General features: G+C 62.1%; 21 protein-coding genes. 5 read left to right on the forward strand and 16 right to left on the reverse strand.

Annotated features, from left to right (window positions below; all coding sequences use genetic code 11):
* Nucleotides 1–168 precede the first annotated feature (168 nt).
* Nucleotides 169–3606 (forward strand): TonB-dependent receptor, encoded by a 3438-nt coding sequence (locus IRI77_RS08055; RefSeq protein WP_194451558.1) that lies wholly within the window; start codon nt 169–171, stop codon nt 3604–3606.
* A 137-nt stretch (nt 3607–3743) separates the two neighbouring features.
* Nucleotides 3744–4238, forward strand: coding sequence for a DinB family protein (locus tag IRI77_RS08060; protein ID WP_194451559.1), 495 nt, complete (start codon nt 3744–3746; stop codon nt 4236–4238).
* Here the strand turns inward: IRI77_RS08060 and IRI77_RS08065 are convergent.
* The 6 genes from IRI77_RS08065 to IRI77_RS08090 all read right to left on the reverse strand — a co-directional run bounded on the left by IRI77_RS08065 (nt 4235) and on the right by IRI77_RS08090 (nt 9571).
* The gene (locus IRI77_RS08065) at nt 4235–4471 is read right to left on the reverse strand and encodes a YgjV family protein (protein ID WP_194451560.1); all 237 of its coding nucleotides are present in this window, start codon (nt 4469–4471) and stop codon (nt 4235–4237) included. The genes IRI77_RS08060 and IRI77_RS08065 overlap by 4 nt on opposite strands.
* 8 nt (nt 4472–4479) lie before the next feature.
* The gene (locus tag IRI77_RS08070) at nt 4480–5304 is read right to left on the reverse strand and encodes an HAD-IB family phosphatase (RefSeq protein ID WP_194451561.1); all 825 of its coding nucleotides are present in this window, start codon (nt 5302–5304) and stop codon (nt 4480–4482) included.
* A 271-nt stretch (nt 5305–5575) separates the two neighbouring features.
* On the reverse strand, nt 5576–6346 hold the full coding sequence (locus IRI77_RS08075) for an enoyl-CoA hydratase/isomerase family protein (RefSeq protein ID WP_194451562.1): 771 nt from the start codon (nt 6344–6346) through the stop codon (nt 5576–5578).
* Nucleotides 6343–6669, reverse strand: a complete 327-nt coding sequence (locus IRI77_RS08080; protein WP_194451563.1) for an AtuA-related protein — start codon at nt 6667–6669, stop codon at nt 6343–6345. Before IRI77_RS08080 ends, IRI77_RS08075 begins: the two co-directional genes overlap by 4 nt.
* A complete protein-coding gene (locus tag IRI77_RS08085; RefSeq protein ID WP_194451564.1) occupies nt 6666–8000 on the reverse strand; it encodes an acyclic terpene utilization AtuA family protein in 1335 nt (444 codons plus the stop codon). The genes IRI77_RS08080 and IRI77_RS08085 overlap by 4 nt, the downstream gene beginning before the upstream one ends.
* Entirely contained in the window at nt 7997–9571 is a 1575-nt protein-coding gene (locus tag IRI77_RS08090) for an acyl-CoA carboxylase subunit beta (RefSeq protein WP_194451565.1), read from the reverse strand. Before IRI77_RS08090 ends, IRI77_RS08085 begins: the two co-directional genes overlap by 4 nt.
* 258 nt (nt 9572–9829) lie before the next feature.
* Here IRI77_RS08090 and IRI77_RS08095 point away from each other — a divergent pair, with 258 nt between their 5' ends.
* The 3 genes from IRI77_RS08095 (at nt 9830) to IRI77_RS08105 (ending at nt 12724) form a co-directional block, all read left to right on the forward strand.
* Nucleotides 9830–10033 carry a cold-shock protein gene (locus IRI77_RS08095; protein ID WP_194451566.1) on the forward strand — a complete coding sequence of 68 codons (204 nt, stop codon included), beginning with the start codon at nt 9830–9832 and terminating at the stop codon, nt 10031–10033.
* A gap of 118 nt (nt 10034–10151) precedes the next feature.
* Nucleotides 10152–11663 carry a hypothetical protein gene (locus IRI77_RS08100; RefSeq protein WP_194451567.1) on the forward strand — a complete coding sequence of 504 codons (1512 nt, stop codon included), beginning with the start codon at nt 10152–10154 and terminating at the stop codon, nt 11661–11663.
* A complete protein-coding gene (locus tag IRI77_RS08105; RefSeq protein ID WP_194451568.1) occupies nt 11660–12724 on the forward strand; it encodes a DmpA family aminopeptidase in 1065 nt (354 codons plus the stop codon). The genes IRI77_RS08100 and IRI77_RS08105 overlap by 4 nt, the downstream gene beginning before the upstream one ends.
* A 55-nt stretch (nt 12725–12779) precedes the next feature.
* Here the strand turns inward: IRI77_RS08105 and IRI77_RS08110 are convergent, their stop codons facing one another.
* From IRI77_RS08110 to nrfD, 10 genes are read right to left on the reverse strand one after another with little or no spacing between them, the layout of a single operon-like run.
* Nucleotides 12780–13181 (reverse strand): cytochrome C oxidase subunit IV family protein, encoded by a 402-nt coding sequence (locus IRI77_RS08110; RefSeq protein WP_194451569.1) that lies wholly within the window; start codon nt 13179–13181, stop codon nt 12780–12782.
* Between the two features lie 18 nt (nt 13182–13199).
* Nucleotides 13200–13868, reverse strand: coding sequence for a cytochrome c oxidase subunit 3 family protein (locus IRI77_RS08115; protein ID WP_194451570.1), 669 nt, complete (start codon nt 13866–13868; stop codon nt 13200–13202).
* A 31-nt stretch (nt 13869–13899) separates the two neighbouring features.
* Nucleotides 13900–15552, reverse strand: a complete 1653-nt coding sequence (ctaD, locus tag IRI77_RS08120) for a cytochrome c oxidase subunit I (RefSeq protein ID WP_194451571.1) — start codon at nt 15550–15552, stop codon at nt 13900–13902.
* 13 nt (nt 15553–15565) lie between these two features.
* Nucleotides 15566–16507, reverse strand: a complete 942-nt coding sequence (gene coxB, locus IRI77_RS08125; protein WP_194451572.1) for a cytochrome c oxidase subunit II — start codon at nt 16505–16507, stop codon at nt 15566–15568.
* A complete protein-coding gene (locus IRI77_RS08130) occupies nt 16504–17400 on the reverse strand; it encodes an SCO family protein (RefSeq protein WP_194451573.1) in 897 nt (298 codons plus the stop codon). Before IRI77_RS08130 ends, coxB begins: the two co-directional genes overlap by 4 nt.
* Nucleotides 17401–17410: 10 nt before the next feature.
* Nucleotides 17411–17950 (reverse strand): hypothetical protein, encoded by a 540-nt coding sequence (locus IRI77_RS08135; RefSeq protein ID WP_194451574.1) that lies wholly within the window; start codon nt 17948–17950, stop codon nt 17411–17413.
* Between the two features lie 20 nt (nt 17951–17970).
* Nucleotides 17971–19173: a hypothetical protein gene (locus tag IRI77_RS08140; protein ID WP_194451575.1), complete on the reverse strand. Its 1203-nt coding sequence runs from the start codon at nt 19171–19173 to the stop codon at nt 17971–17973.
* Between the two features lie 8 nt (nt 19174–19181).
* On the reverse strand, nt 19182–19793 hold the full coding sequence (locus IRI77_RS08145; protein WP_194451576.1) for a c-type cytochrome: 612 nt from the start codon (nt 19791–19793) through the stop codon (nt 19182–19184).
* Between the two features lie 5 nt (nt 19794–19798).
* Nucleotides 19799–20386, reverse strand: coding sequence for a DUF3341 domain-containing protein (locus IRI77_RS08150; protein ID WP_194451577.1), 588 nt, complete (start codon nt 20384–20386; stop codon nt 19799–19801).
* Nucleotides 20386–21795, reverse strand: coding sequence for an NrfD/PsrC family molybdoenzyme membrane anchor subunit (gene nrfD, locus IRI77_RS08155; RefSeq protein WP_194451578.1), 1410 nt, complete (start codon nt 21793–21795; stop codon nt 20386–20388). Before nrfD ends, IRI77_RS08150 begins: the two co-directional genes overlap by 1 nt.
* Between the last annotated feature and the right edge of the window lie 2 nt (nt 21796–21797).

The raw sequence follows: 21797 nt of genomic DNA on the forward strand, positions 1-21797 counted from the left end.
CAGCTGAAAGCCAATCGCCCGGCGATTCGCAGTTTCGCTTCCACCCACATGTTTGGGCCGCGTTGGGGCGGCCCTCCCCTTACAGATAGTGTCGACGCTCCCTGTCCGGAGCGACCTCCCAGCCGCAGTGTGCCTGGCCGCACCCGATTTCACTTTTGGAGAAACCAGATGCGATTGCTGTCGTACTTTGTGTTGGCATTACTACTCTGTGGGGAGACCCTCTCCGCCCAGAGTTTCCAGGGGAGCCTGCGCGGACGGCTGACCGACGAGAGCGGAGCCGCGGTGCCGGATGCGAAGGTCACTCTGCGCGATGAGGCGACGGGGATCACCCGCAGTTCATTAACGAGTTCGGCGGGCGAGTACACGTTTCCATCCCTGAATCCGGCCACCTACACGGTGGTGGCGCAGGCGCCGGGGTTTAAAACGATGGAGAAGCTGGGGGTCGTGGTGGCAACGCAGAGTGCGGTGACGGTGGATCTCACGCTGCCGCTGGGGCAGGTTTCGGAGAGCGTGAACGTGACCGAGGAGGTGCCGTTGATCGAAACGGCCAACGCGTCGACGGGCCAGGTAATCGACCGGCAGAAGCTGGAGGATCTGCCGAATCTGGGACGGAATCCCTTCATGATGTCGAAGCTGTCGCAGAACGTGGTGCAGGTGGGCAACCCGAAGTTCAATCGCATGCAGGATCAGTCGGGTTCGTCGCAGATCTCCATCGCGGGCGGACCAGTGCGGGGCAACAACTACCTGCTGGACGGGATTTCCATCACGGATTCAACGAATCGCGCGGTGATCATCCCGTCGCTGGAGGCGGTGCAGGAAGTGAAGGTCCAGGCCAACACGTATGACGCGGAGATGGGCCGTACGGGCGGCGGGACGTTCAATACGTTCCTGAAGTCGGGTTCGAACCGCATGCACGGCAGCGCGTTCGGCTACCTGCGGGAGACTGAGTGGCTGGCCAATAACTTCTTCTCGAACCGTGCGGGGCAGCCGAGAATCGACCAGCCGTTCCGCAACTATGGCGGATCGATCGGCGGTCCTATCCGGATCCCCAAAGTGTACGACGGGCGCAACAAGACGTTCTTCTGGATCTCGGGCGAAGCATACCGGCAGACCGAAGCGGCGGGGACAGCGCTGGCTGTGCCGACCGCGCGCGAACTGGCCGGCGATTTCAGCCAGAGCAAGGCGCAGGCCGGCGGGCTGCAACTGATGTACGATCCGCTGACAAGCCGGACGGAGAATGGCGCTATTGTGCGGGACGTGTTCGCGGGCAACATCATTCCGGCCAACCGGGTGAGCAAAGCAGGGACGAGCCTGGCGGCTTACTACCCGGCGGCCACGCGCACTGCTGCGTTCTACGGCGACAACAATTTCGACGCCACGGTAGGCGCCTATAACCGCGCCGACCAGACAACCTGGAAAGTGGACCACGAAGTCACGCGCTGGTGGCGGGCGAGCGCTTCCTACCTGCACTACGGCAGCCGCGAACCGGGCAACGCGTGGTTTCCGAACATCGCCTCGCCCAACCAGGGCGTGCTGTACCGCAAAGTGGATGCGACTCAGTTGAACAGCACCCTGACGCCGACGCCGACCATTGTGGTGGCCCTGCGCTATGGCTTCAACCGCTTTCCGAACTTCAGCGCACCCACCAGTTTTGGCATGGACATGACGAAACTGGGCTTCCCCACTTCCCTGCTCTCGCAACTGCCGGTGCAGGCGTTTCCCAGTGTCACGATGTCGGATCTGGTGAGCTACGGCGGCGGAGGCGTGTCGCAGAACGTCTTCCACTCGCGTACCTTCGCGGCAAGCCTCTCGAAGTTCGCCGGACGGCACAGTTGGAAGTTCGGGTTTGACTACCGCGTGCTGAACCACGACGGGTCGCCGACGGTGACTCCGGGCTCCTACAGCTTCAGCGATGTCTTTACACGGGCCACACCCACAAGGACCACGCTGGGCACCGGTTCCTCGCTTTCGGCCCTTCTGTTGGGCTATCCGGCCTCGGCCAGCGCGACGCTTTCGACGAATGTCTACAACTACGTCCGTTACTACGCCGGCTTCGTGCAGGACGACTTCCGCGTCAACTCGAAGCTGACGCTGAATCTCGGCCTGCGTTACGAGCTCGAGACGGGCATCGGCGACCGCAACAACAACTTCGTGGTGGGCTTCAACCCGGACAAGACGAATCCGCTGCAGTCGACGGTGACGGGCCTGACCTTGAAGGGTGTGGTGATGTACGCGGGGGTAAACGGAAACCCGACACGGTCGGGCGATCCGAACAAGAACAAGTTTTCCCCGCGCATCGGCGTCGCCTATTCGTTGAACTCGAAGACGACACTGCGCGGTGGGTATGGCATGTTCTGGGCGCCGATTCCGTTCAGCCTGCAGGATCCCATCGGTTACACGCAATCGACGCCGTATGTCGCATCGATCGACAACAATGCGACGCCGTCGGGCACTTTGGACAATCCCTTCCCGACGGGCCTGCTGAAGCCGGTGGGCAACTCGGCGGGGGAAATGGCAGGTATCGGACAGGGCATCTCCGCATACGACCTGAAGGCGCGCTCGACGCTGGTGCAGCAGTACTCGTTCGACATCCAGCGGCAACTGGCGGGCGGTGTCGCCCTGGCACTGGGCTATGTGGGCTCGAAGTCGACCCACCTGGTGCAGGGGACGGGCAGCATCAACATCAACCAACTGGCTTCGCAGTATCTGTCGCTGGGTTCGACGCTCAACCAGTCTGTGGCGAATCCCATGGCGGGCAACGGCGGCCAGTTCGCCGTGGCGAGCACGACGATCACACGCTCGCAGTTCCTGCGGCCGTTCCCCGAGTTCACGAGTGTCTCGCTGCAGAACTCGGATGCAAGCCGTGCCCTGTATCACTCGTTCTTTGTCCGAGGGCAGAAGCGGTTTGCGACGGGCATGAGCTTCGTGGCGACCTATACGTGGTCGTTGAACCAGGACAGCGCGTTCTCGGGCGCGGGGAACGTGTACAGCGGCCAGGCGGGTACGGCGCAGAACAACTACGATCTGGATGCGGAGTACGGCCTCTCGACATCGCACACACCGCACCGGCTATCCACGGCGGTGACGTATGAACTGCCGTTCGGCAAGGGCAAGCAGTTTCTGACGAACAGCCGGATTCTCGACTATGCGGTGGGCGGCTGGAGCCTGAACGTGGTGGGTACGATCCAGAGCGGCTACCCACTGGCGATCACGCAGGTGAACAACAACGCCGTCATCGGTACGTCGGTACAGCGTCCGAACGCGACGGGCCTTTCACCGGTCACACCGGGGGCGCTGACCGACCGGTTGGACAACTACATCAGCACGGCGGCGTTCAGCCAGGCCGCGCAATTCACCTTTGGCAATGTGAGCCGGACGATCGGGATGCGGGGTCCGGGGCAGATCAACTGGGATGTTTCGATGTTCAAGACATTTCAGGTGACTGAACTGTTCAAGGCTCAGTTCCGCGCGGAAGCCTTGAATTTCACGAACACGCCATTGTTCTATGGGCCCAACACGCAGTTCGGCAACGTAGCGTTTGGGCGCATCACGAGCCAGGCCAACTTTTCTCGCATGGTCCAGTTGGGAGTGCGTTTCCTCTTCTAGCAGGACCGGCGTTTGTTTCCGGTTTGAAGTAATAATGCTGGCCTGGTCCACCCCTGAGACCGGGCTTGGGACGCGGTGCATTGTAGCTCCCCTGCGATGCACCGCTCTTTTTTTGTCCGCGCTATTGTGGAATGCATATGGCTGAACCCTGGCTGAGTGGAACTCTGGGCGAATACCACGCCGTGGTGCGGGCTGTGCTGCATGGGCTGCAGCAGGCTCAGGAAGATATCGAAGAGTGGACGGACGATCTCATCGACGAGGAGTTATGGGCGCGGCCCAGCGGACTGGCTCCGGTGGGCTTTCAGATGCGGCACATGGCCGGCAGCATCGACCGGCTGCTGACGTATGCGCGCGGTGAGCAGTTGAGCGCCGGACAGTTGACCATCCTGAAGGCAGAGATGGAACCGGGCGCGGGGCGCGGCGAGTTGCTGGCGCTGATGGAGAAGACGTTTGCGGCGGCTGCGGCGCAGGTGCGCGCGACGGATCCGGCGACCTTGATCGAGGCCCGCGGAGTCGGCCGGAAGGCCCTGCCGACTACCGTGGGCGGATTGCTGATTCACACGACCGAGCACACGCAGCGGCACGTGGGCCAGTTGATTGTGACGGTCCGCGTACTGCGCGCGGCGCGCTAAGACGGCTGTTCCGGCTGCGCCACCGGCGGGCGGCGCAGCGAGGAGATCAGTGCGACTGTTGCGACCAACACGTTGGAGACGATGACGGGCATCGACTGGATGAGGACACCGTAGGCGATCCAAAGGACGGCTGCTGTGGCCTGCAGACGCCGCAGCGCACTGGGTCCCTTGAGAAAGTACGAGGCGGCAAACGTCCCCGTGGCCACGTATCCGAGCAGATCTACGCCTTGCATGGGGCTCCTTAGGCGAACTGAGCCGCGGCGGCGCCGTGCTCGGCGATGGTGAGCGTGTCGGTGCGCACCTTGTTCCAATCCTGCAGGGCGAAGCCGTTGGCGGTGAAGAAGGCGCGGATGCGGAGGGAATCCCAGCCGGCGACGTCTTCCAGGATGGGGATCAGCACGCTGAGCGCGTCGTCGCTGAGAATGGTGCGGCGCGCGATCTGGCTGATGAACTTGGCTTCGGAGACAGCGATGGTGAGACCTTCGTGGCGGTTCACGTTGAGCATGACGTGCACGTCGGAGCTGCCGTCGCCCACGTAGACCACATGGTCGTAACTGATTTGGAGCGAGTTGCGGAGTTCTTCCAATACTGCCACCTTGCCGTAGCCGGCCGAGACGCGCAGCACTTCCTGGATCTCGCCCGTTTCCGGATGGTAGCGGAACTTGGTGCCGTAGATGTTCTCGGGCGGCACGATGCCTTCGAGGGCGGATTGAATGACTTCCTCGGGAGCGGCGGAGACGACGTAGAACGCGAAGTTGCGTCCATCGATATCCTTGAGCAGCTGTGACAGGAGGCGGATGTTTTGTTTCAGGCGAATGTGCTTGCCGACTTCGTAGAGGTGCTCTTTGCGGACGCGGCGGTACTCGGGGTCGTGCAACAGCAGATAGGCGAGTTCCCCGCCCTGCTGCACCATGTGGATGCGGGACAGGCCCTCCACCTTTTTGATGAAGTCCTTGGTACCCAGCAGTTCACTCAGGACGATGCCGGAGTCGTTGAAGCTCAGCGTTTGGTCGAAGTCGGTGGCAAACAGATACTGCTTTGCGGTGTTGGTGCGTTCCTGGATCATATTCGAGAAAACTCCTTTCCTTCGGGCCCGGCGACACTAGGATCGCGCGAAGAATTATCAGCGCGATGTCGGATTCGTTACAGTTCGAGCGGGGTACAGTCCGTAGACACCTCGGCCTGGAGAAGGCTTGTGAACTGAAATGAAATACGGGGAGCTTGTGGCGGCGGGGCCTTGCGGGAATTACATCTCTATTATAGCAGACGCGCGGGCTCGGCCCAAGGATTCAGCCGAGCCCGATAGATAGGCGAATAAACAACAGTATCGTCTTTATTTACTTCACGTTGAGAGAAGGCCACACGGGCTTTCTCTTCTCGCGGAAGGCGCGCACACCCTCGATGAAATCAGCGGAGCGAAAAGTCTTGGCGCGAAATTCGGCAGCCAGGCGGCCAGCCGTTTCCCAGCTCATTTCGCGGCTCTTCTGCACGAAATCGAGGCCGCGGCGGAGAGTTTCCTGGCTGGCGTGGGCGAGCATGCGGGCGGTATTTGTGGCGCGGTCGTCCAGTTCGAACGGCGGGACGACTTCGTGGACGAGGCCATATTGCTGGGCTTCATTCGTGCCGAAAATACGGCCGGTGAGCGAGAGTTCCACCGTGCGCCGTTCGCCGATGGCGAGGGCCACGGCGCGGTGGATGACAAAAGGCCAGAGGCCGACACGGATCTCAGTGAGGCCGAAGTTGGCGCCTTGCGCGGCCAGCACGACGTGGCAATTGGCCAGGAGTCCGATGCCGCCGCCGAGGGCGCCGCCCTGGACAGCAGCGACGATGGGCTTGTGATAGTGGACGCCGAAGGTGAAGAGCTGCTCGTGAATCTCCATGCGCTCTGGTGCGTCCGGCTGCAGGGCGTCTTCGAGATCCATGCCGGAACAGAAGATCTGGCCGGAACCGTCGAGCAGCACGCAGCCGACGGTGCGGTCGCGGCCGGCTTCCCTCAGGGCCTCGACCAGATCGCGGCATAGCTTTTCGTCGAGGGCGTTGCGCTTTTCGGGATTGTTCAGTGTCATGCGAAGAACACGTTCCTCGCGCGAGATCATCAGTTGGCTCATGAACTTGCTGTTTCCGTTTCGATTTCGAGGCGCAGCAGGGCCGCGCCGAAGGTCTTCCCCTGCGCGTCAACACGCAGAGTCACCGTCCCGCCGCCGCCCAGGGCGCCTTGCAGGACGAAGTTGAGGGCGTGGACATTGGGGAGTTCGTACCGCACAACCGGTCCGCGAACACGGGAGCCGAAGAACGAGTGTACCTTTTCGGCCGTGAGCTCGCGAAGCAGCAGGGCATAGTCTTCCGGACGCCAGGCGATGACGCCGATGTTGACGGTGTCGCCTTTGTCGCCGGAGCGGGTGTGTGCGAAATGCGCGAGTGGGGCTTTCAACTGAGCACCTCGACTTGCGGCGTAATCTCCTCGCGAGGCAGCAGCGCGGGCCAGTAGGCGATGACTTCGCGCACCGCCGGGCGTCCCTCGCCATACCCGGTTGCGCCGGGCGGACCGCTGAGCACCAGCGGGATCAGTTCGCTGGTGAAGCGGTCGACGTCCTTCTTGGATGGACCGCGCGCGCCAATGCGGAGCATCACTTCGGGCGGATCGGCGATGGGCGGCGCGGCGGGTCCGTGGCAGGAGTTGAAGCCCACGAATTCGCTGTAGATCTCCTCGAACTGGAGGCCGAGCTGCGCCAGCCGGCCGCGCACGATGCGATCGGCCGCGTAAGCTTTTTCAAGGGCTGAGGGCCAGCAGTAGACCAGGCTGCCCTGCGCCTTCCAGCCGGCGTGGTAGCTGATGGAGGCTTTGAGCTGGGCCGGCGCGGGGGCTCCGGTGGCGCCGCTGATGCGGACACAGTCGGGGCCGGCATCCTCAATCTGGACGGACGTGAAATCGGCAACGCAATCGGGCGTGAAGTAGGCGCGCGGATCGCCGATTTCGTAAAGCATCTGTTCGATGACGGTGTGCCGGTTGATCGCGCCGCCGGTGCCGGGGTGCTTGGTGATGGTGCAGACCCCGTCAGGGGAGGCGTCGATGATGGGGTAGCCGATGTTGGCGGGATCGGCCATGGTCTGCCAGTCGACCTGGGAATTGCCTCCGGTGCACTGCGATCCGCACTCGATGATGTGTCCGGCGATGGTGCCGGCGCAGAGGAGATCGACATCGCTGGGACGCCAGCAGAACTGGTGGATCATGGGCGCCAGGGCCAGCGCGGCGTCGGCGCAGCGGCCCGTGATGATAACGTCGGCGCCGGTGGAGAGAGCTTCAGCAATGGGGAAAGCTCCAATATAGGCGTTGGCGCTGGTGACGGCGGAGCGGACATCGGAGAGCGGCGCGCCGGTGTCCATGTTGCGGAGTTCGATGCCGCGGGCGAGCAGGTCGTCCAGTCTCGGGTAGATATCGTCTCCGGTGACAATCGCCACCTTGAGTTCAGGGGCGAGGGCTCGTACCTGCGCCGCGCAGGCGTGCGGGTTCACACCGCCGGCATTGGCGATGACCCGGATGTTGCGCTGCTTCAGGCGCGAGGCCAGGCGGGCCATCAGCGGAGGGAAGTCCCGGGCGTAGCCGAGCTGGAGGTCGGCTTGTTTCTGCTTCTGCAGGATCGACATCGTCACCTCGGCCAGGTAGTCGAGCGTGAGGTAGTCGATGGGTCCCTGTTCGACGAGATGGACGGGCGCGTCCAGCCAATCGCCCCAGAAGCCTTGCCCGTTGGCGATACGGATCATGATCCAAGAACCTCCAGGGCGGTGTGCGCGCGGTGGCCGGAGGCGCAGGCGCATTCGAAAGCGAAAGCGAGCAGCAGGCGGGTCTCCAGGGGGTCGATGATGGCGTCCACATGGCCGCGCGCGGCGGCATAGCGGGCATCCAGCCAGCGGTCGTAGTCGGCGCGGGTCTTGTCGATCCGCTGCTGCAACTCCGGCGGCACAGGCGACGCTTCGGCCTTCAATTTGTCGAGTTCCACACCGTGGACAGCCTGGACCGCGGAATCCCCTTCCATCACGCCGATGCGGGCAGTGGGCCAGGCGAAGGTGAAGTTAGGATCGAAGCCCTGGGCGGCCATGGCATAGTAGCCGGCGCCGGAGGCGTGATTCAGCGTCAGGATGATCTTCGGGACCGTGGCGCAGGCCATGGACTCCACCATCTCGGCTCCGGCACGGATGATGCCGGCGGCTTCGGCGTCGGGGCCCACCATGAAGCCGGAGACGTCCTGCAGGTAGAGCAGCGGCAGGCTGCGGCGCTCCGCATACTCGACGAAGTAGGATACTTTGCGGGCGGTTTCGGTGTAGACGATGCCACCGATGCGCGGCCCGGCATTCGACTTCAGAAAGCCGCGGCGATTGCCGATGACGCCGATGGCCCGGCCGTGCAGGCGAGCTTCGATGCAGTACATCTCGGGCGCGAAGTCCGGCTGGAATTCGAGTTGGGGGCCGGCGTCCAGTAGCCGGTCAAGGATTTCACGGATGTCGTAAGCCTGGCGGTGATCCTGCGGCAGGATGTCGTAGAGATCCTCGGCCGGCTTAGCGGTATTGGTGCCCTGCTGGCGGGCCGGAGCGGCGGGGAGTCCGGCGATGCGCTCACGAATCTGGCGAAGACAGTCCGGATCGTCGGAGGCGGTGAAGTGGGCGACGCCGCTGATGGTGGTGTGCATGCGCGCGCCGCCCAGCGACTCGCTGTCTGTCTTCTGGCCGGTGGCGCCTTTGACCAGGTTGGGGCCACCCAGGCCCATGAAGCTGGTGCGTTCCACCATGTAGATGACATCGCTCAGGGCCGGTAGATAGGCGCCCCCGGCGATGCACGGGCCCATGACGGCGGCGATCTGGGGGATTTTCAGGACGCGCCGCATCAGGGAGTTGTAATAAAAAATGCGCGCCGCCCCGTATTGCCCAGGAAATATTCCATCCTGCAACGGCAAATTCACACCGGCGGAATCCACCAGGTAGACGATGGGTAAGCGGTTGCGCATCGCGATCTCCTGCGCGCGCAGGATCTTGGTGATGGTTTCAGGCCACCAGGCACCCGCTTTCACGGTGGCATCGTTGGCGACGATGACCACGGGGCGGCCTTCCACACGGGCCAGCAGGGTGACGACTCCGGCGGCCGGAGCCTGTTCCTCGTAACGGTCCCAGGCGACCAGGAGACCTATCTCCAGAAGGGGGGAAGATGGATCGGCGAGGCGCGCAACTCGTTCACGGGCCGTGAGTTTTCCATCGCGATGCTGCTTGTCGGCCTTGGTCTGTCCACCACCCTGGACAAGCCGCTCCTCCAGCGCTCGCAGTTGCCGTAGCAGAAGGCGCATACTGTTATCAGGCGTGCTCGTCCCAGGAGTCACCGACCACTAGTGTACGGCAAGCGCGCACGCTGAGTAACATTCGCGAAGGGGGCCGTTTCGCTTTGAAGTTTTTTGAACCCTTTGCGATACTGGGTGAGTCCGTACAGTAAAGAAGCTTAACCTTCCTGTGGCTCTTCGACAATTCGCATCGAAGTGACTCCCCGTTGAAGTTCTCTTTGACGTAACAGAGCACAGGAGAGGTGTGTCGACTTAGGAGAAGTATCTGTGAAGGAAAAAGGTGTCGTGAAATGGTTTAATGCCGCGAAGGGCTACGGCTTTATTCAGCGGCATACGGGGGAAGACGTGTTTGTCCACTACAGCGCCATCCAGATGTCTGGCTACCGGACCCTGGACGAGGGCTTGGAAGTGGAATTCGAACTAAAGACCGGACCCAAAGGCCTTCAGGCTGAAAACGTTACGCGAGCATAGTTAAGGCTCTTATCCAGTATCGGCGACGGGTCTCTCCAGAGGGGCGGCCCGCGCCGATCGGCACCCGCAAAGCTCTCCGTGCAGCGTGCGCCGGCAGGAACCATTATCCTGTACAGGAATGGGCTCTAGGTTTCGCACAACGCTGGGTCGTTGGATCGTACCCTCCCTGGCAGATTTGCTGCTGGCGGCGCTTGTTCTGCGCCCCTATCTCCTGCCGGGCGGCCTGGAAGAACTGCTGTCGGACGCAAGCGTTTGCATGCACATCCGTACCGGCGACCTGATCCGGGCCACTGGTTCCTTGCCTCACACAGATCCCTTCTCATTCGCGCTGCCAGGCAAGCAGTGGTTCGCCTGGGAGTGGTTGACAGAACTCGGGTTATCGCTGCTGCACTCCTCGTTCGGATTAGCTGGCGTGGCGCTGCTGGCCGTTGCCTTGATGGCAGGAACGTCGGCCCTCATATTAAGGACCAGCCTGCGGCGCGGTGAAAGCGCTCTAGTCGCACTGCTTCTGACGATGGCCGGATTCCAGGCGTCAATGAATCACGCCCTGGCGCGCCCGCACCTGATCACCTGGCTGTTTCTTGCTGTTTCCGTAGCGATTGTAGAGAGGGAAAGACGGCGGCCGTGGGGCGGGTTCTGGCTGTTGATCCCCCTCGCGGCGCTCTGGGCCAATCTGCACGGAGGATTCGCGATTCTCCCCGTCTATCTGGCTGTGGTGTGTACGGGACTGGGGCTCGAGGCGCTGTGGAACCGGTCGAACTGGCAGGGTGTCTGGCGGATGGTGGCGTGCGGCCTGATGGTGGGTGCGGCGACCCTGGTGAACCCGTACGGCATCCGGCTGCACCAGCATCTGATCGAGTTCGTCTCCTCGCCGTGGGCGATCCAAATGATCGAGGAGTATCATCCGCCCTCGCCGTCCCTGGGAGAACAGTATTACTGGTTCGTGGGGCTGGGCCTGGCGGCGGGACTCGCCGCGATCTCGGCCTTACGCCGGCGCAGGGTGAGCGATGCGCTGGTTTGCCTGGTCTTCCTGATCTCGGCTTGCAAGTCGGCCCGGCATATTCCCTTGTTCGTGATTGCGGTGACGCCCATCGTTGCCGGTGAACTGCGCTGGCTGTGGGACGTGGCGAGGAGCAGGACGGGCCGGCGCGGCACGGCGGAGCACATCCACAAGATGGATCTGGGGATGCAGCCGCAATTCGGCCGGCATAGCGCCTGGCTGGCTGCCTGTTTCGTGATTGTGCTGCTGCTGAGGGGACCAATGGGGCTGCCGTCCAACTTCCCCGAGAAGCGGTTCCCGGTGGACCTGGTTTCCGCCAACAGGGAAACCCTGCGAAATGGACGAGTCTTCTCGACAGACGCCTGGGGCGATTTCCTGATCTACACCGGGTACCCCGGCCAGCATGTTTTCATCGATGGCCTACAGGACTTTTTTGGACCTGCCCTGGCGGAAGACTATCTGGAGATGCTGGCGGCAGGCCCGCGGACCGACGAGTTGTTCCGGCAGTGGAAGTTCGATACGGCCCTCGTGCCGGCAAAGCAGCCAATAGCCAAGTGGCTGAAGTCACAGAGCGATTGGCGGGTGGTGTCGGAGACGCCGCTGGCGGTCCTGCTGGTGAAGGAGAAATGATGCGGATTCTTCTACCGCTGTTCTGCCTCGGCGCCTTGTTGGCGCAGACACCTCGCCCCAGGGCCCGCGAAGCCGGGGTAGTCACAGGACGGCTGCCGGTTGGCCGCTGGAACGCCATCACCGACGTGGCGGGGGTGCGCGTGGGCCATGCGACGCGCGTGCGCGGCGAGAATGTTCGCACCGGCGTGACGGCGATTGTCCCTCACAGTGGGAATCTCTTCCGCGAGAAGGTGCCGGCGGCCGTTTTCGTCGGGAATGGGTTCGGCAAGCTGATGGGCTCCACGCAGGTGGAGGAACTGGGTGAACTGGAGACGCCGATCCTGCTCACCGCCACCCTAAACGTGCCTCGCGCAGCCGATGCCCTCCTGGAGTACATGCTGGGCTTGCCGGGGAATGAGCAGGTGCGCAGCATCAATGCTGTCGTGGGTGAGACAAACGACGGCTACCTGAACGACATCCGCAGCCGGCCGGTGGGTAAGGACGAAGTCTTCGCGGCGCTGCGCGGCGCCCATTCCGGGGCGGTGGAAGAAGGAGCCGTGGGCGCCGGCGCCGGCACGGTGGCCTTCGGATACAAGGGCGGCATTGGAACGTCCTCCCGCGTTCTGGGCCAGTACACGGTGGGCGTGCTGGTGCAATCAAACTATGGCGGCGACCTGATGATTGCAGGCATTCCCGTCGGCCGCGAGCTGCGCCGCGCGGGCCAGGGCTCAAAGGACGGCAGTTGCATGATCGTCATCGCGACGGACGCTCCGGTGGATGCACGGAATTTGAAGCGCATGGCGGCGCGGGCGATGCTGGGACTGGGCCGGACTGGTTCCTCGGGCTCGAATGGCAGCGGCGACTACGCCATCGCATTCTCCACGCACCGGGGCGGCTCACCGTTGGTCTCCAACGACGACATGACACCACTGTTCGAGGGCGTCATTGAAGCGACGGAAGAGGCGGTGAACAACTCGCTGTTCAAGGCGGAGACAGTGACTTCGAATGGGCACACCGTCGAGGCGCTGCCGGTGGAGCGAGTCCTCGATATCCTGCGCGCGCACAAAGTACTCAGCAAATAGAAACGCCACACTCCAAGGGGAGCATGGCGTCTTTGGATCAACGATCGGCTGACGGTTAGGGAGCCGGTGTGCCCGCGGGCTGTCCCGTGGAAGGACGGACCGGCTTGTTCAGCGGAGCCCCGGGGAACTCCAGCACAGGTTCCTTCAGGTTCGACGGCAGGATGGTTTCCCGTGTGCCCAAGTCGAACATCGTCCAGATGATGAAGATCGATAGGAACAGCAGGCCGCCGACGAAGATCACGGCGTTGAACTTGTCGTGGCGCAGGTGCATGAAGAACAGCGCGACGAGCGAAGCCTTGATAGTCGCGATGATGAGGGCGACCACCGTGTTCATGGACCCGAAGTCGATGTAGGAGGCCTGGACCGTGATGACGGTCAGCACCAGCAGGCCCAGCAGGACGGCGCCGTAGGTCTTCGGACCGGTAATGTGTGCGGCGTGCGAAGCGGATTGAGACATGGTTCCGGGTGGTCTCCTCTAGGAAATCAGATACATCAACGGGAACAGGTAGATCCAGATGAGATCGACCAGGTGCCAGTACAGTCCGGTGACATCCAGCGGCCCGTAATAATCCGGGCCGAAATCGCCCCGCACAGCCCGGAAGATCAGCCAACTGATGACGACCATGCCCAGCAGCACGTGGATACCGTGCAGGCCGGTCATCATGAAGTAGAAGCTGAAGAACAGGAACTGGCCGGGAACGGTGTCGCCCTCATGCGTGTAGTATTTGCCCGGCAGCAGCCCTTCGTGGAACTTGTGGCTGTACTCGGAATACTTGACGCCCATGAAGGTGGCGGCGCAAAGCAGGGTGATGACCAGGAACAGAATGACCAGTCCCTTGCGTGAGGTCTGCGCGGCCCAGATCGCCATCACCATGGTGAAGCTGGAAAAGAGCAGGACGATGGTGTTGATGGCGCCCATCGTGCGGTCCAGGTGGTGGTGAGCCGCCAGGAAGGCCTGCGGGTGGCTGGCATGCATGATGCCATAGCCGATGAAGAGGCCGCCGAACATCAGGATTTCCGTTACCAGGAACAGCCACATACCGATCTTGGCGGTATTGAACTGCTGGTCCATGTCACGGAAGTGATGCTGGAGGAACGGCGAGTGCCCGTGATCGGCGCTGGTCGTATGGGTCGCAGTACTCATGATATGCGTCTCTTGAAGAACTCCGTCGATCCTAGTGGATGTGCTCCTCCACGCCGACGGGCGCGGGGTTGGCACGATAGTCATAGGGGCCGTGCTGCAGGACGGGCTGGCCCTCGAAGTTGTGCGTGGTGGGCGGAGAATCGGTCTCCCACTCCAGCGTGCGGCCGCCCCAGGGGTTGGCCACCATGCTCTTGGGCTGGCGCAGCGAAGCCAGCAGGTAAGCTCCGATCAGGAACAGGCCGGAGGCCAGAATCCAGCTGCCGATGGTGGATGCCACATGGAGCGACTGGAACTCAGGCAGGTAGTTGTAATAGCGGCGCGGCATGCCGCGGCTGCCCAGCACGAACTGCGGCAGGAAGGTCGCGTTGAAGCCCAGGAACACCAGCGCGGCGCCGATGGCGGCCAGGCGCTTGTTGTACATCCGGCCGAACATCTTGGGCCACCAGTAGTGGATTCCGGCCAGGAACGCGATCAGGTTCGATCCGGCCATGACGTAGTGGAAGTGTGAGACGACGAAGTAGGTGTCGTGCAAGTGGACATCGGTGGAAAGAGCGGCCAGGAACAGGCCGGTCAGGCCGCCGATGGTGAAGATCAGCAGGAAGCTGATGGCGTGCAGCATCGGCGCTTCCAGCGAGATGGAGCCGCGCCACATGGTCGCAATCCAGTTGAACACCTTGATCGCCGAGGGGATAGCGATGAAGAAGGTGATGAAGCTGAAGATCGCGCCGGCGAACAGGCTCATGCCGGCGGTGAACATGTGATGCGCCCAGACCAGGAAGCCGAGCAGCGCAATCGCAACCGAAGAGAAGGCGATGGCCTTGTAGCCGAAGATTGTCTTCTTCGAGAAGGTGGGGATGACTTCCGAGATCACCGCGAACGCCGGCAGAATCATGATGTACACGGCCGGGTGCGAGTAGAACCAGAAGAAGTGCTGGAAGAGCACAGGATCGCCGCCCAGTTGGGGATCGAAGATACCGATGCTGAGCACGCGCTCCATGCAGAGCAGCAGCAGCGTGATGGCGAGCACCGGCGTGGCCAGGATCTGGATGAGCGCCGTGGAGTACATCCCCCAGCAGAACAGCGGCATCTCGAACCAACCCATGCCGGGCGCGCGCAGCTTGTGGATCGTGGCGATGAAGTTGACGCCCGTGAAGATCGAACTGAAGCCCAGCACGAACGCGGCCAGGACCATCAGGGTGACGCCGCCGCCAGTGGTACTGGAGTAGGGCGTGTAGAAGGTCCAACCGGTGTCGACGCCGCCCAGCGCGAGGGTCGTCACAGCCATCAGGGCGCCGGTCCAATAAACGTAGAGGCTAGCCAGGTTGAGTTTCGGGAACGCGACGTCCTTGGCGCCCAGCAGCAGGGGCAGCGCAAAGTTGCCCAGAGCCGCGGGGATCGCCGGAATGATCACCAGGAACACCATGATGGCGCCGTGCAGGGTGAACACCCGGTTGTACATCTCAGCCGTCATGATGGTCTGCTTGGGCGTCAGAAGCTCAATGCGAACCAGCAGTGCGAAGATACCGCCGACCAGAAAGAAGAAGAAGACGGACCACATGTACATCAGGCCGATGCGCTTGTGGTCGACAGTCGTCAGCCAACTGGCCAACCCTTTCGGGTCATCCAAATAGTCGCCGTGGTGAGCGGCGTGACCGTTGCCGTGGGTCGTTAAAGTATCTGCCATTCCGTTGCTCCTGTTACTTCACCGACTTGATGAACTCGATCACGCCCAGGATTTCGCGCTCGCGCAGGAGACCCTGGAACGTCGGCATGATCGGCTCGAAGCCCTGTACCACCACAGCCTGAGGCTGCAGCACAGACTGGCGGATGTAGTTGGCATCAACCGTATAAGGCTTGCCGTCCGCACCCTTGCCCGTTTCGCCCCAGATTCCCTTCCAGGAGGGGCCCTGGCCGCGGGTGCCGTCCAGAGAGTGGCACGTCGCGCAGCCCTTGTTTTCGTAGACCAGCTTGCCGAGATCCTTCAACGGCATCTTGCGAACCTGTTCGTCGCCTTCGCGCAGGAACGTCTCGTACTGCTCGGGGGTGTCGACGAAGATGCGGGCCAGCATGTCGCTATGGCCCTTGCCGCAGTATTCAGCGCAGAACACCTGCTGGACGCCCGGCTCAGTCGGGGTGAACCAGAGTTCCGTATAACGGCCCGGGATCACGTCGCGCTTCAGCCGGAAGCTGGGCACAAAGAAGCTGTGAATCACGTCTTCGGAGTGCATCACGAGCTTCACGGGCTTGTTCAGCGGCACGTGGAGATCGTTCAGTGTACGAGTACCGTCCGGATACTCGAACTGCCATACCCACTTCTTGGCGGTGACGACAATCTCCATGGAGTCGTTCGGCGGAACCCAGGCTTTGACATAGCCTTTGAAGCCCCAGAAGAAGATGCCCATCACGACGAACAGCGGGATGATGCTCCAGATGAGCTCCATCTTCGTGTTGTGCGTGATGTGCGGCGTCACCTCCTTCGCTGAGCGCCGCCGCCATTTCCGTACGGCGTACAGGATCAACGCTCCGTTGAAGAAGAAGAAGAATATGGTGAGGTAGACGATGAACATATAGAGTCCATCGACGTCACCGGCATGTGTGGCCGCCGCTTTGGGCAGCATCCAGTTCTGGAACCAATTCATTTCGCAGTCACCATAGGAGGGTGGTTGAATCCAACCCGGCGTTCACGTCGCCACAATCGAAACAGGACAAAACCGAAGATCAACAGCGCCAGCGCGCCACCGCCGCGCATGAAGTTGCGCGCGAACAGGACGTAGCCGCGGGAGGCTGGATCGTAGTGGAAGCAGTAGAGCAGAATACGGTCGCTGACGCCGAACTTCTCGCTCGCGGCTTCCGTCAGCGCCATCTGAATGTCGAACGGCTTGAAGTTGACGCCGTAGAGGTAGCGGCTGATCATGCCCTCCGGTGAGAGCACGAAGATGGCCGCCGCGTGAGCGTACTGGCCGGTGGCCGGATCCCGGCGGTAGCCGAAACCGATCTGCTTGGCCAGCTTGGCCACGTTCTCCTGATGGTCCACCAGGAAGTGCCAGCCGGAGGTCTCACGCTCGTAGGAGTTGAGGTACGACGCCTTCTTACTGCGGGCCAGGCCGAAGTTCTCAGTGGGATCAATGGAGATGGTCACCACTTCGAACTCGTTGCCGATGGTCCACTTCAGCTTGCGGAAAGCCTGCGTCTGGCCGTTCATGACCAGGTTGCAGAGCATCGGGCAGGAGTAGTAGACAAGGTTCAGGACGACCGGCTTACCTTTGCTGAAGTATTCCTTCAGCGCGTGTGGATAGCCGTCTTCCCCGATGAACTGAAGGTTGAGATCGATCTTCTGACCCAGGTGTTCGACGACATCAACGCCCGTCAGTTCCCGCGGCGTCTTCTCGTCTTCAGACTGGGCCAGCAAACCGGAAGCACCCGACATCAACAGCACGGCGGCAGGCACAACGGCCAGGCGGCGAAGACGCGTGAGCGCCTGCGCGCCGGGGCGCTGCATCCTTTCGGTTTGTGCTGTCTTCAGAGTGAGCATGAAAGAGTCCCTAATGGGCCGCCTTATGTTCCGTGGCGGCCGGCTTGGCGGGCGTGGTTGCGGGCGCCGCCGGGGCAGCGCCTGCGGGAGCGGTTCCGGCCGGTGCGGCGCCGGGTGCGGGAGCATTGGCTCCGCCGGCAGCGCCACCGGGCAGTTCATCCTTCACGGCGTACGACTTGGTGTTGTAGTTCACCTTGCCTTCGCCGAATTCCGTGGCAACGATGTCCATCGCGCGATCGATCGGGATCCGAACAATCCCCTTCTCTTTATCGATGTACGAATAGCGATGAAGTTGCTCTTCTTCCCGATCGTGAATCGCCTGCAGTTCCTTGCTGGCGACGCCGGTGTACTGGTCGTACTCCACGCGCTCGTAGGCGACCGTGTAGAGCCAGTAGACGCCGATGATCATGGCAATGAACAGGCCCATGACGGCCATCGAAACGATGGCGATGAGGCCGGCCTTTGCGTCGCGGCGGTCGTAGTCGACACCCTCGACCATGATGGCCGTCTCGGGCATTGTCGGATCGTGTTCCTGATTCGGATCAAGCATCTTCGATACTCCAGGGGCCCTTAGACGTTATGGAACGCAAGACACTGGTCGAGCCGTGGATCGCCCACCGGCACCAGCGGTTTCTTACGCAGTCCGGACCAGAACATCAGGCCAAATACACTACCCACGGCCAGGAAGGCCACGGGATCCATCCAGCTCACCTGCGGACCCTTGCCGTGCAGCACCGGCATCACCTGCCAGTAGATGTCGAAGTAATGCATCAGCATCAGGTAACCGGCGAAGAAACCCAGCACCTTCAGGTTCCGCTTGCTGGCGCGGGGCATCAGCGCGAAGAACGGGATGAAGAAGTGGCAGAAGATCAAAAACGGCCGCCAGTTATACCATCCGCCCGCCAGGCGCCGCTGGAACCAGGCAACCTCTTCGGGCAGGTTGCTGTACCAGATCAGCATGTACTGCGAGAAGGTCACATACGCCCAGAAGACAGTCAGCGCGAAGAGCCACTTGCCCAGATCGTGGTAGTGCTCGTCCTTCACCGAATTCTCGAGGTAGCCGGCCGACCGCAGTCCAAGGCAGATGAGGATCAGCGCGGCCATGAAGGCCAGGGCGCCGCCGGCCAGGAAGTACACGCCGAACATGGTGGAGTACCAGTGCGGGTCCAGCGACATCACCCAGTCGTAGGCAGCCAGCGAAGCGGTGAGGAACAGCATCAGCAGGCCCGGTGCGCTCCAGCGTTCGGCGGCCTGGGTGTGCTTGAGTGAGCCGTTGTCATCCTGAGCCCGTGAGATCGAGTAGAGGCGCCAGGAGAAGAGAGTCCACAGGCCCAGAACGATGAAGCTGCGGATGATGAACCACTGGTCGTTCAGGAAGCCCAGCTTCTTGGAGAGGGTGGGATCCTTGGCGGCCGCGGCATGCGTCCACTCATACATATAGTGCGTGCCGAAGATCACCGGCAGCACCAGGATGAGGGCCACAGGGATGGTAAACATGATGTTTTCCATCAGGCGGCGCACCGTCACGCTCCAGGCGGAGCCGGTGAGGTGCTGCACCATCACATAGAACATTGCGCCCAGGGCAATGGACACGAAATAGGCGAAAGCGACGAGATAAGAGAAGTGGAACTGTTCGCGATTCGTCGCAAATCCGGCGGCCAGAGCCAGCCAGCTTACCAGCGCCACGAATACCAGCGAGTTGCGGACTTTGGTCCACGTCTCGGGCGCCAGGAAGTAGTTGTCGGTGACTTGTTGATGATCGTGATGCGCCATGGGTCTGCTTACCTCACCTTGGCCTGGGAGTCGGCCGGAACATCGGCCATGCTGCCGCGCCACGAGCGTTGCAGCGCCCGGACGTAGGCGACGATGGCCCAGCGGTCTTTCTCGGAAACCTGGAAGCGATAGCCCGGCATGGACCGGCGGCCGTTCGAGATGACGTGATAGATCTCTCCGTCCACCATGCCGACGATCCGCTCGTCGTGGATGTTGCCGGGGACCCAGGTCGCCTTGCTCGGAACAATGCCGCGGCCGGAGCCGGTGCGGTCATGGCAGGGCGCGCAATAGGTATTGAACTTCACCTGGCCGTGGAGCAGCGTTTCCTTAGTCAAGGGCAGCGGGTTCTTCGCGACATACGTATTGTCACCGGCGACGCCCGTCGCCAGCGTCTCGTCGGCGCGGTACATCTCCTGCGAGAGCGTGCCCGCCACCGGACGGCGGCTGGTGCGGCCATCGGCGAAGAAATCCGAGTGCATCTGGGGCTTGTACTTGTCCTGCCGCTTCATGTCCGGGAAGACCCAGATGGGAGGCTGGCGGGAAGGAAAGTTGGAGCAGGCGCCCAGCAGTGAACTGGCTGCGACAACCAGCAGCATTTGCGCGATGCGTCGAGAATCCATGGGCATCAGGCCTCCACCAGTTCCGTGTGGCGGCTGCCGCACGAATCCAGGAAGGTCTTGACCTCCTCGGCGATAAACTTGGGATCTTCTACTTCCACGGCCAGCAGGAACCGGTCGTTGCTGGCGCCTTCGGCCTTGGAGTAGTTAAAGAAAGCGTGATAGTAAGTGGGCAGCCGGTTCAGGTGGAGCATCCCGAACACCGCGCCGAACGCGCTGAGCAGCACGCTCAGCTCGAACATGATCGGCACCGAAGGCTCCAGCGCGAACAGCGGCTTGCCTGCAACTGAAAGCGGATAGTCCACCGCGCCGGTCCACCACTGCAGCAGGACCGCCGAAACGAGACCTGTCAGGCCGCAGCACATCACGATCTTGCCCAGCGGCGAGCGGGGCGCGCCCAGCGCCTCGTCGATGCCGTGAATCGGGAACGGGGTGTAGGCTTCCATCTTGGAGAAACCCGCCGCGCGCGCCGTACGCACGGCCCGCAGCAGATCCTCCGGCGTGTCGAAGTTGGCGACCACACCGTAGTGCTTCACCTTCTTCGATTCACTCTCGAAGCCGGGCAGATTGAGCCGGGCGAGAAGATTGGTGGCCATTAGTGCGCGCCTCCCTTCCCGGCCGTGGCCGGTTGGGTGTTGATCTGGTGATGAAGCACGCCCTTCACTTCGCTGATGGCGATGGCAGGCAGGAAGCGGAGGAACAGCAGGAACAGGGTCAGGAACAGGCCGAAGGTGCCGGCGAAAGTCCCGATGTCCACCCACGTGGGTCGGAAGTAGCCCCAGCTCGAGGGCAGAAAGTCACGGTGCAGCGAGGTGGCGATGATCACGAAGCGTTCAAACCACATGCCGATGTTGATGAAGATGCACAACACGAACATCACCGGAACCGACGTGCGCAGCTTCTTGAACCAGAAGAACTGCGGCGCGATCACGTTGCAGCTGATCATCGTCCAGTACGCCCAGCCGTAAGGACCGAAGGCGCGGTTCATGAAGATGAAGCGCTCATACTGGTTGGCGCTGTACCAGGCGATGAAGAACTCGGTGGCGTAGGCGAAACCCACGATCGTGCCGGTGGCCAGGATGACCTTGCACATGTTCTCGAGGTGCTTGATGGTGATGAGATTCTCCAGGCCGTAGATGTAGCGGGCCAGGGTCATCAGCGTGATCACCATCGCGAAGCCGGAGAACACGGCGCCGGCGACGAAGTAAGGCGGGAAGATCGTTGTGTGCCAGCCGGGCAGCACCGAGGTCGCGAAGTCGAAAGACACGATGGAGTGCACTGAGAGCACCAGCGGCGTCGACAGGCCGGCCAGGATCAGGTAGGCCAGTTCATAGTGGCGCCACTGTGAAGCGGAGCCGCGCCAGCCCAGGCTGAGAATCCCGAAGATCGTCTTGCGTACCGGGTTTTGCGCACGATCGCGTAGCGTGGCCAGATCGGGAATCAGCCCGACGAACCAGAACAGCGCGGACACCGTCGCGTAGGTCGAAACCGCGAATACGTCCCACATCAGCGGGCTGCGGAAGTTCTGCCACATGTGCAGGAGCTCATTGGGCGCCGGCAGCAGCCAATAGAATGCTCGCCACGGACGGCCAGTGTGGAAGAGAGGATAGATGCCGGCGCAGGCCACGGCGAAGAGCGTCATCGCTTCGGCGGCGCGGTTGATGGAGGTCCGCCACTTCTGGCGGAACAGGAACAGGATGGCCGAAATCAGCGTACCGGCGTGGCCGATACCGATCCACCACACGAAGTTCGTGATGTCCCAGCCCCAGCCGACGGGTACGTTGTTGCCCCATACGCCGATGCCGGTGAAGGCAAGGTAAGTCAGGCAGACGCCCAGAAGGCCCAACAGCGGCAGGGCCACGCCGAAGAACACCCAGTACCACTGCTTGGGGGGCGCGGTCTCCGTAATGACGCTGATCTGCTGATTGACTTCCGCGTAGGTGGCGCCGCTGGTGATCAGCGGCGGATTCAGTTCCATTCTCGGGTCGAGTGCGAGGTCGGCCATGA

This window comes from Paludibaculum fermentans, assembly GCF_015277775.1.
Taxonomy (GTDB): domain Bacteria; phylum Acidobacteriota; class Terriglobia; order Bryobacterales; family Bryobacteraceae; genus Paludibaculum; species Paludibaculum fermentans.

Excerpts from the sequence above, each read along its gene's own strand:
- IRI77_RS08055 (WP_194451558.1), top strand. The coding sequence starts at position 169 with ATGCGATTGCTGTCGTACTTTGTGTTGGCATTACTACTCTGTGGGGAG.
- IRI77_RS08060 (WP_194451559.1), top strand. The coding sequence starts at position 3,744 with ATGGCTGAACCCTGGCTGAGTGGAACTCTGGGCGAATACCACGCCGTG.
- IRI77_RS08065 (WP_194451560.1), bottom strand. The coding sequence starts at position 4,471 with ATGCAAGGCGTAGATCTGCTCGGATACGTGGCCACGGGGACGTTTGCC.
- IRI77_RS08070 (WP_194451561.1), bottom strand. The coding sequence starts at position 5,304 with ATGATCCAGGAACGCACCAACACCGCAAAGCAGTATCTGTTTGCCACC.
- IRI77_RS08075 (WP_194451562.1), bottom strand. The coding sequence starts at position 6,346 with ATGAGCCAACTGATGATCTCGCGCGAGGAACGTGTTCTTCGCATGACA.
- IRI77_RS08085 (WP_194451564.1), bottom strand. The coding sequence starts at position 8,000 with ATGATCCGTATCGCCAACGGGCAAGGCTTCTGGGGCGATTGGCTGGAC.
- IRI77_RS08090 (WP_194451565.1), bottom strand. The coding sequence starts at position 9,571 with ATGCGCCTTCTGCTACGGCAACTGCGAGCGCTGGAGGAGCGGCTTGTC.
- IRI77_RS08100 (WP_194451567.1), top strand. The coding sequence starts at position 10,152 with ATGGGCTCTAGGTTTCGCACAACGCTGGGTCGTTGGATCGTACCCTCC.
- IRI77_RS08105 (WP_194451568.1), top strand. The coding sequence starts at position 11,660 with ATGATGCGGATTCTTCTACCGCTGTTCTGCCTCGGCGCCTTGTTGGCG.
- IRI77_RS08110 (WP_194451569.1), bottom strand. The coding sequence starts at position 13,181 with ATGTCTCAATCCGCTTCGCACGCCGCACACATTACCGGTCCGAAGACC.
- IRI77_RS08115 (WP_194451570.1), bottom strand. The coding sequence starts at position 13,868 with ATGAGTACTGCGACCCATACGACCAGCGCCGATCACGGGCACTCGCCG.
- ctaD (WP_194451571.1), bottom strand. The coding sequence starts at position 15,552 with ATGGCAGATACTTTAACGACCCACGGCAACGGTCACGCCGCTCACCAC.
- coxB (WP_194451572.1), bottom strand. The coding sequence starts at position 16,507 with ATGAATTGGTTCCAGAACTGGATGCTGCCCAAAGCGGCGGCCACACAT.
- IRI77_RS08130 (WP_194451573.1), bottom strand. The coding sequence starts at position 17,400 with ATGCTCACTCTGAAGACAGCACAAACCGAAAGGATGCAGCGCCCCGGC.
- IRI77_RS08135 (WP_194451574.1), bottom strand. The coding sequence starts at position 17,950 with ATGCTTGATCCGAATCAGGAACACGATCCGACAATGCCCGAGACGGCC.
- IRI77_RS08140 (WP_194451575.1), bottom strand. The coding sequence starts at position 19,173 with ATGGCGCATCACGATCATCAACAAGTCACCGACAACTACTTCCTGGCG.
- IRI77_RS08145 (WP_194451576.1), bottom strand. The coding sequence starts at position 19,793 with ATGGATTCTCGACGCATCGCGCAAATGCTGCTGGTTGTCGCAGCCAGT.
- IRI77_RS08150 (WP_194451577.1), bottom strand. The coding sequence starts at position 20,386 with ATGGCCACCAATCTTCTCGCCCGGCTCAATCTGCCCGGCTTCGAGAGT.
- nrfD (WP_194451578.1), bottom strand. The coding sequence starts at position 21,795 with ATGGCCGACCTCGCACTCGACCCGAGAATGGAACTGAATCCGCCGCTG.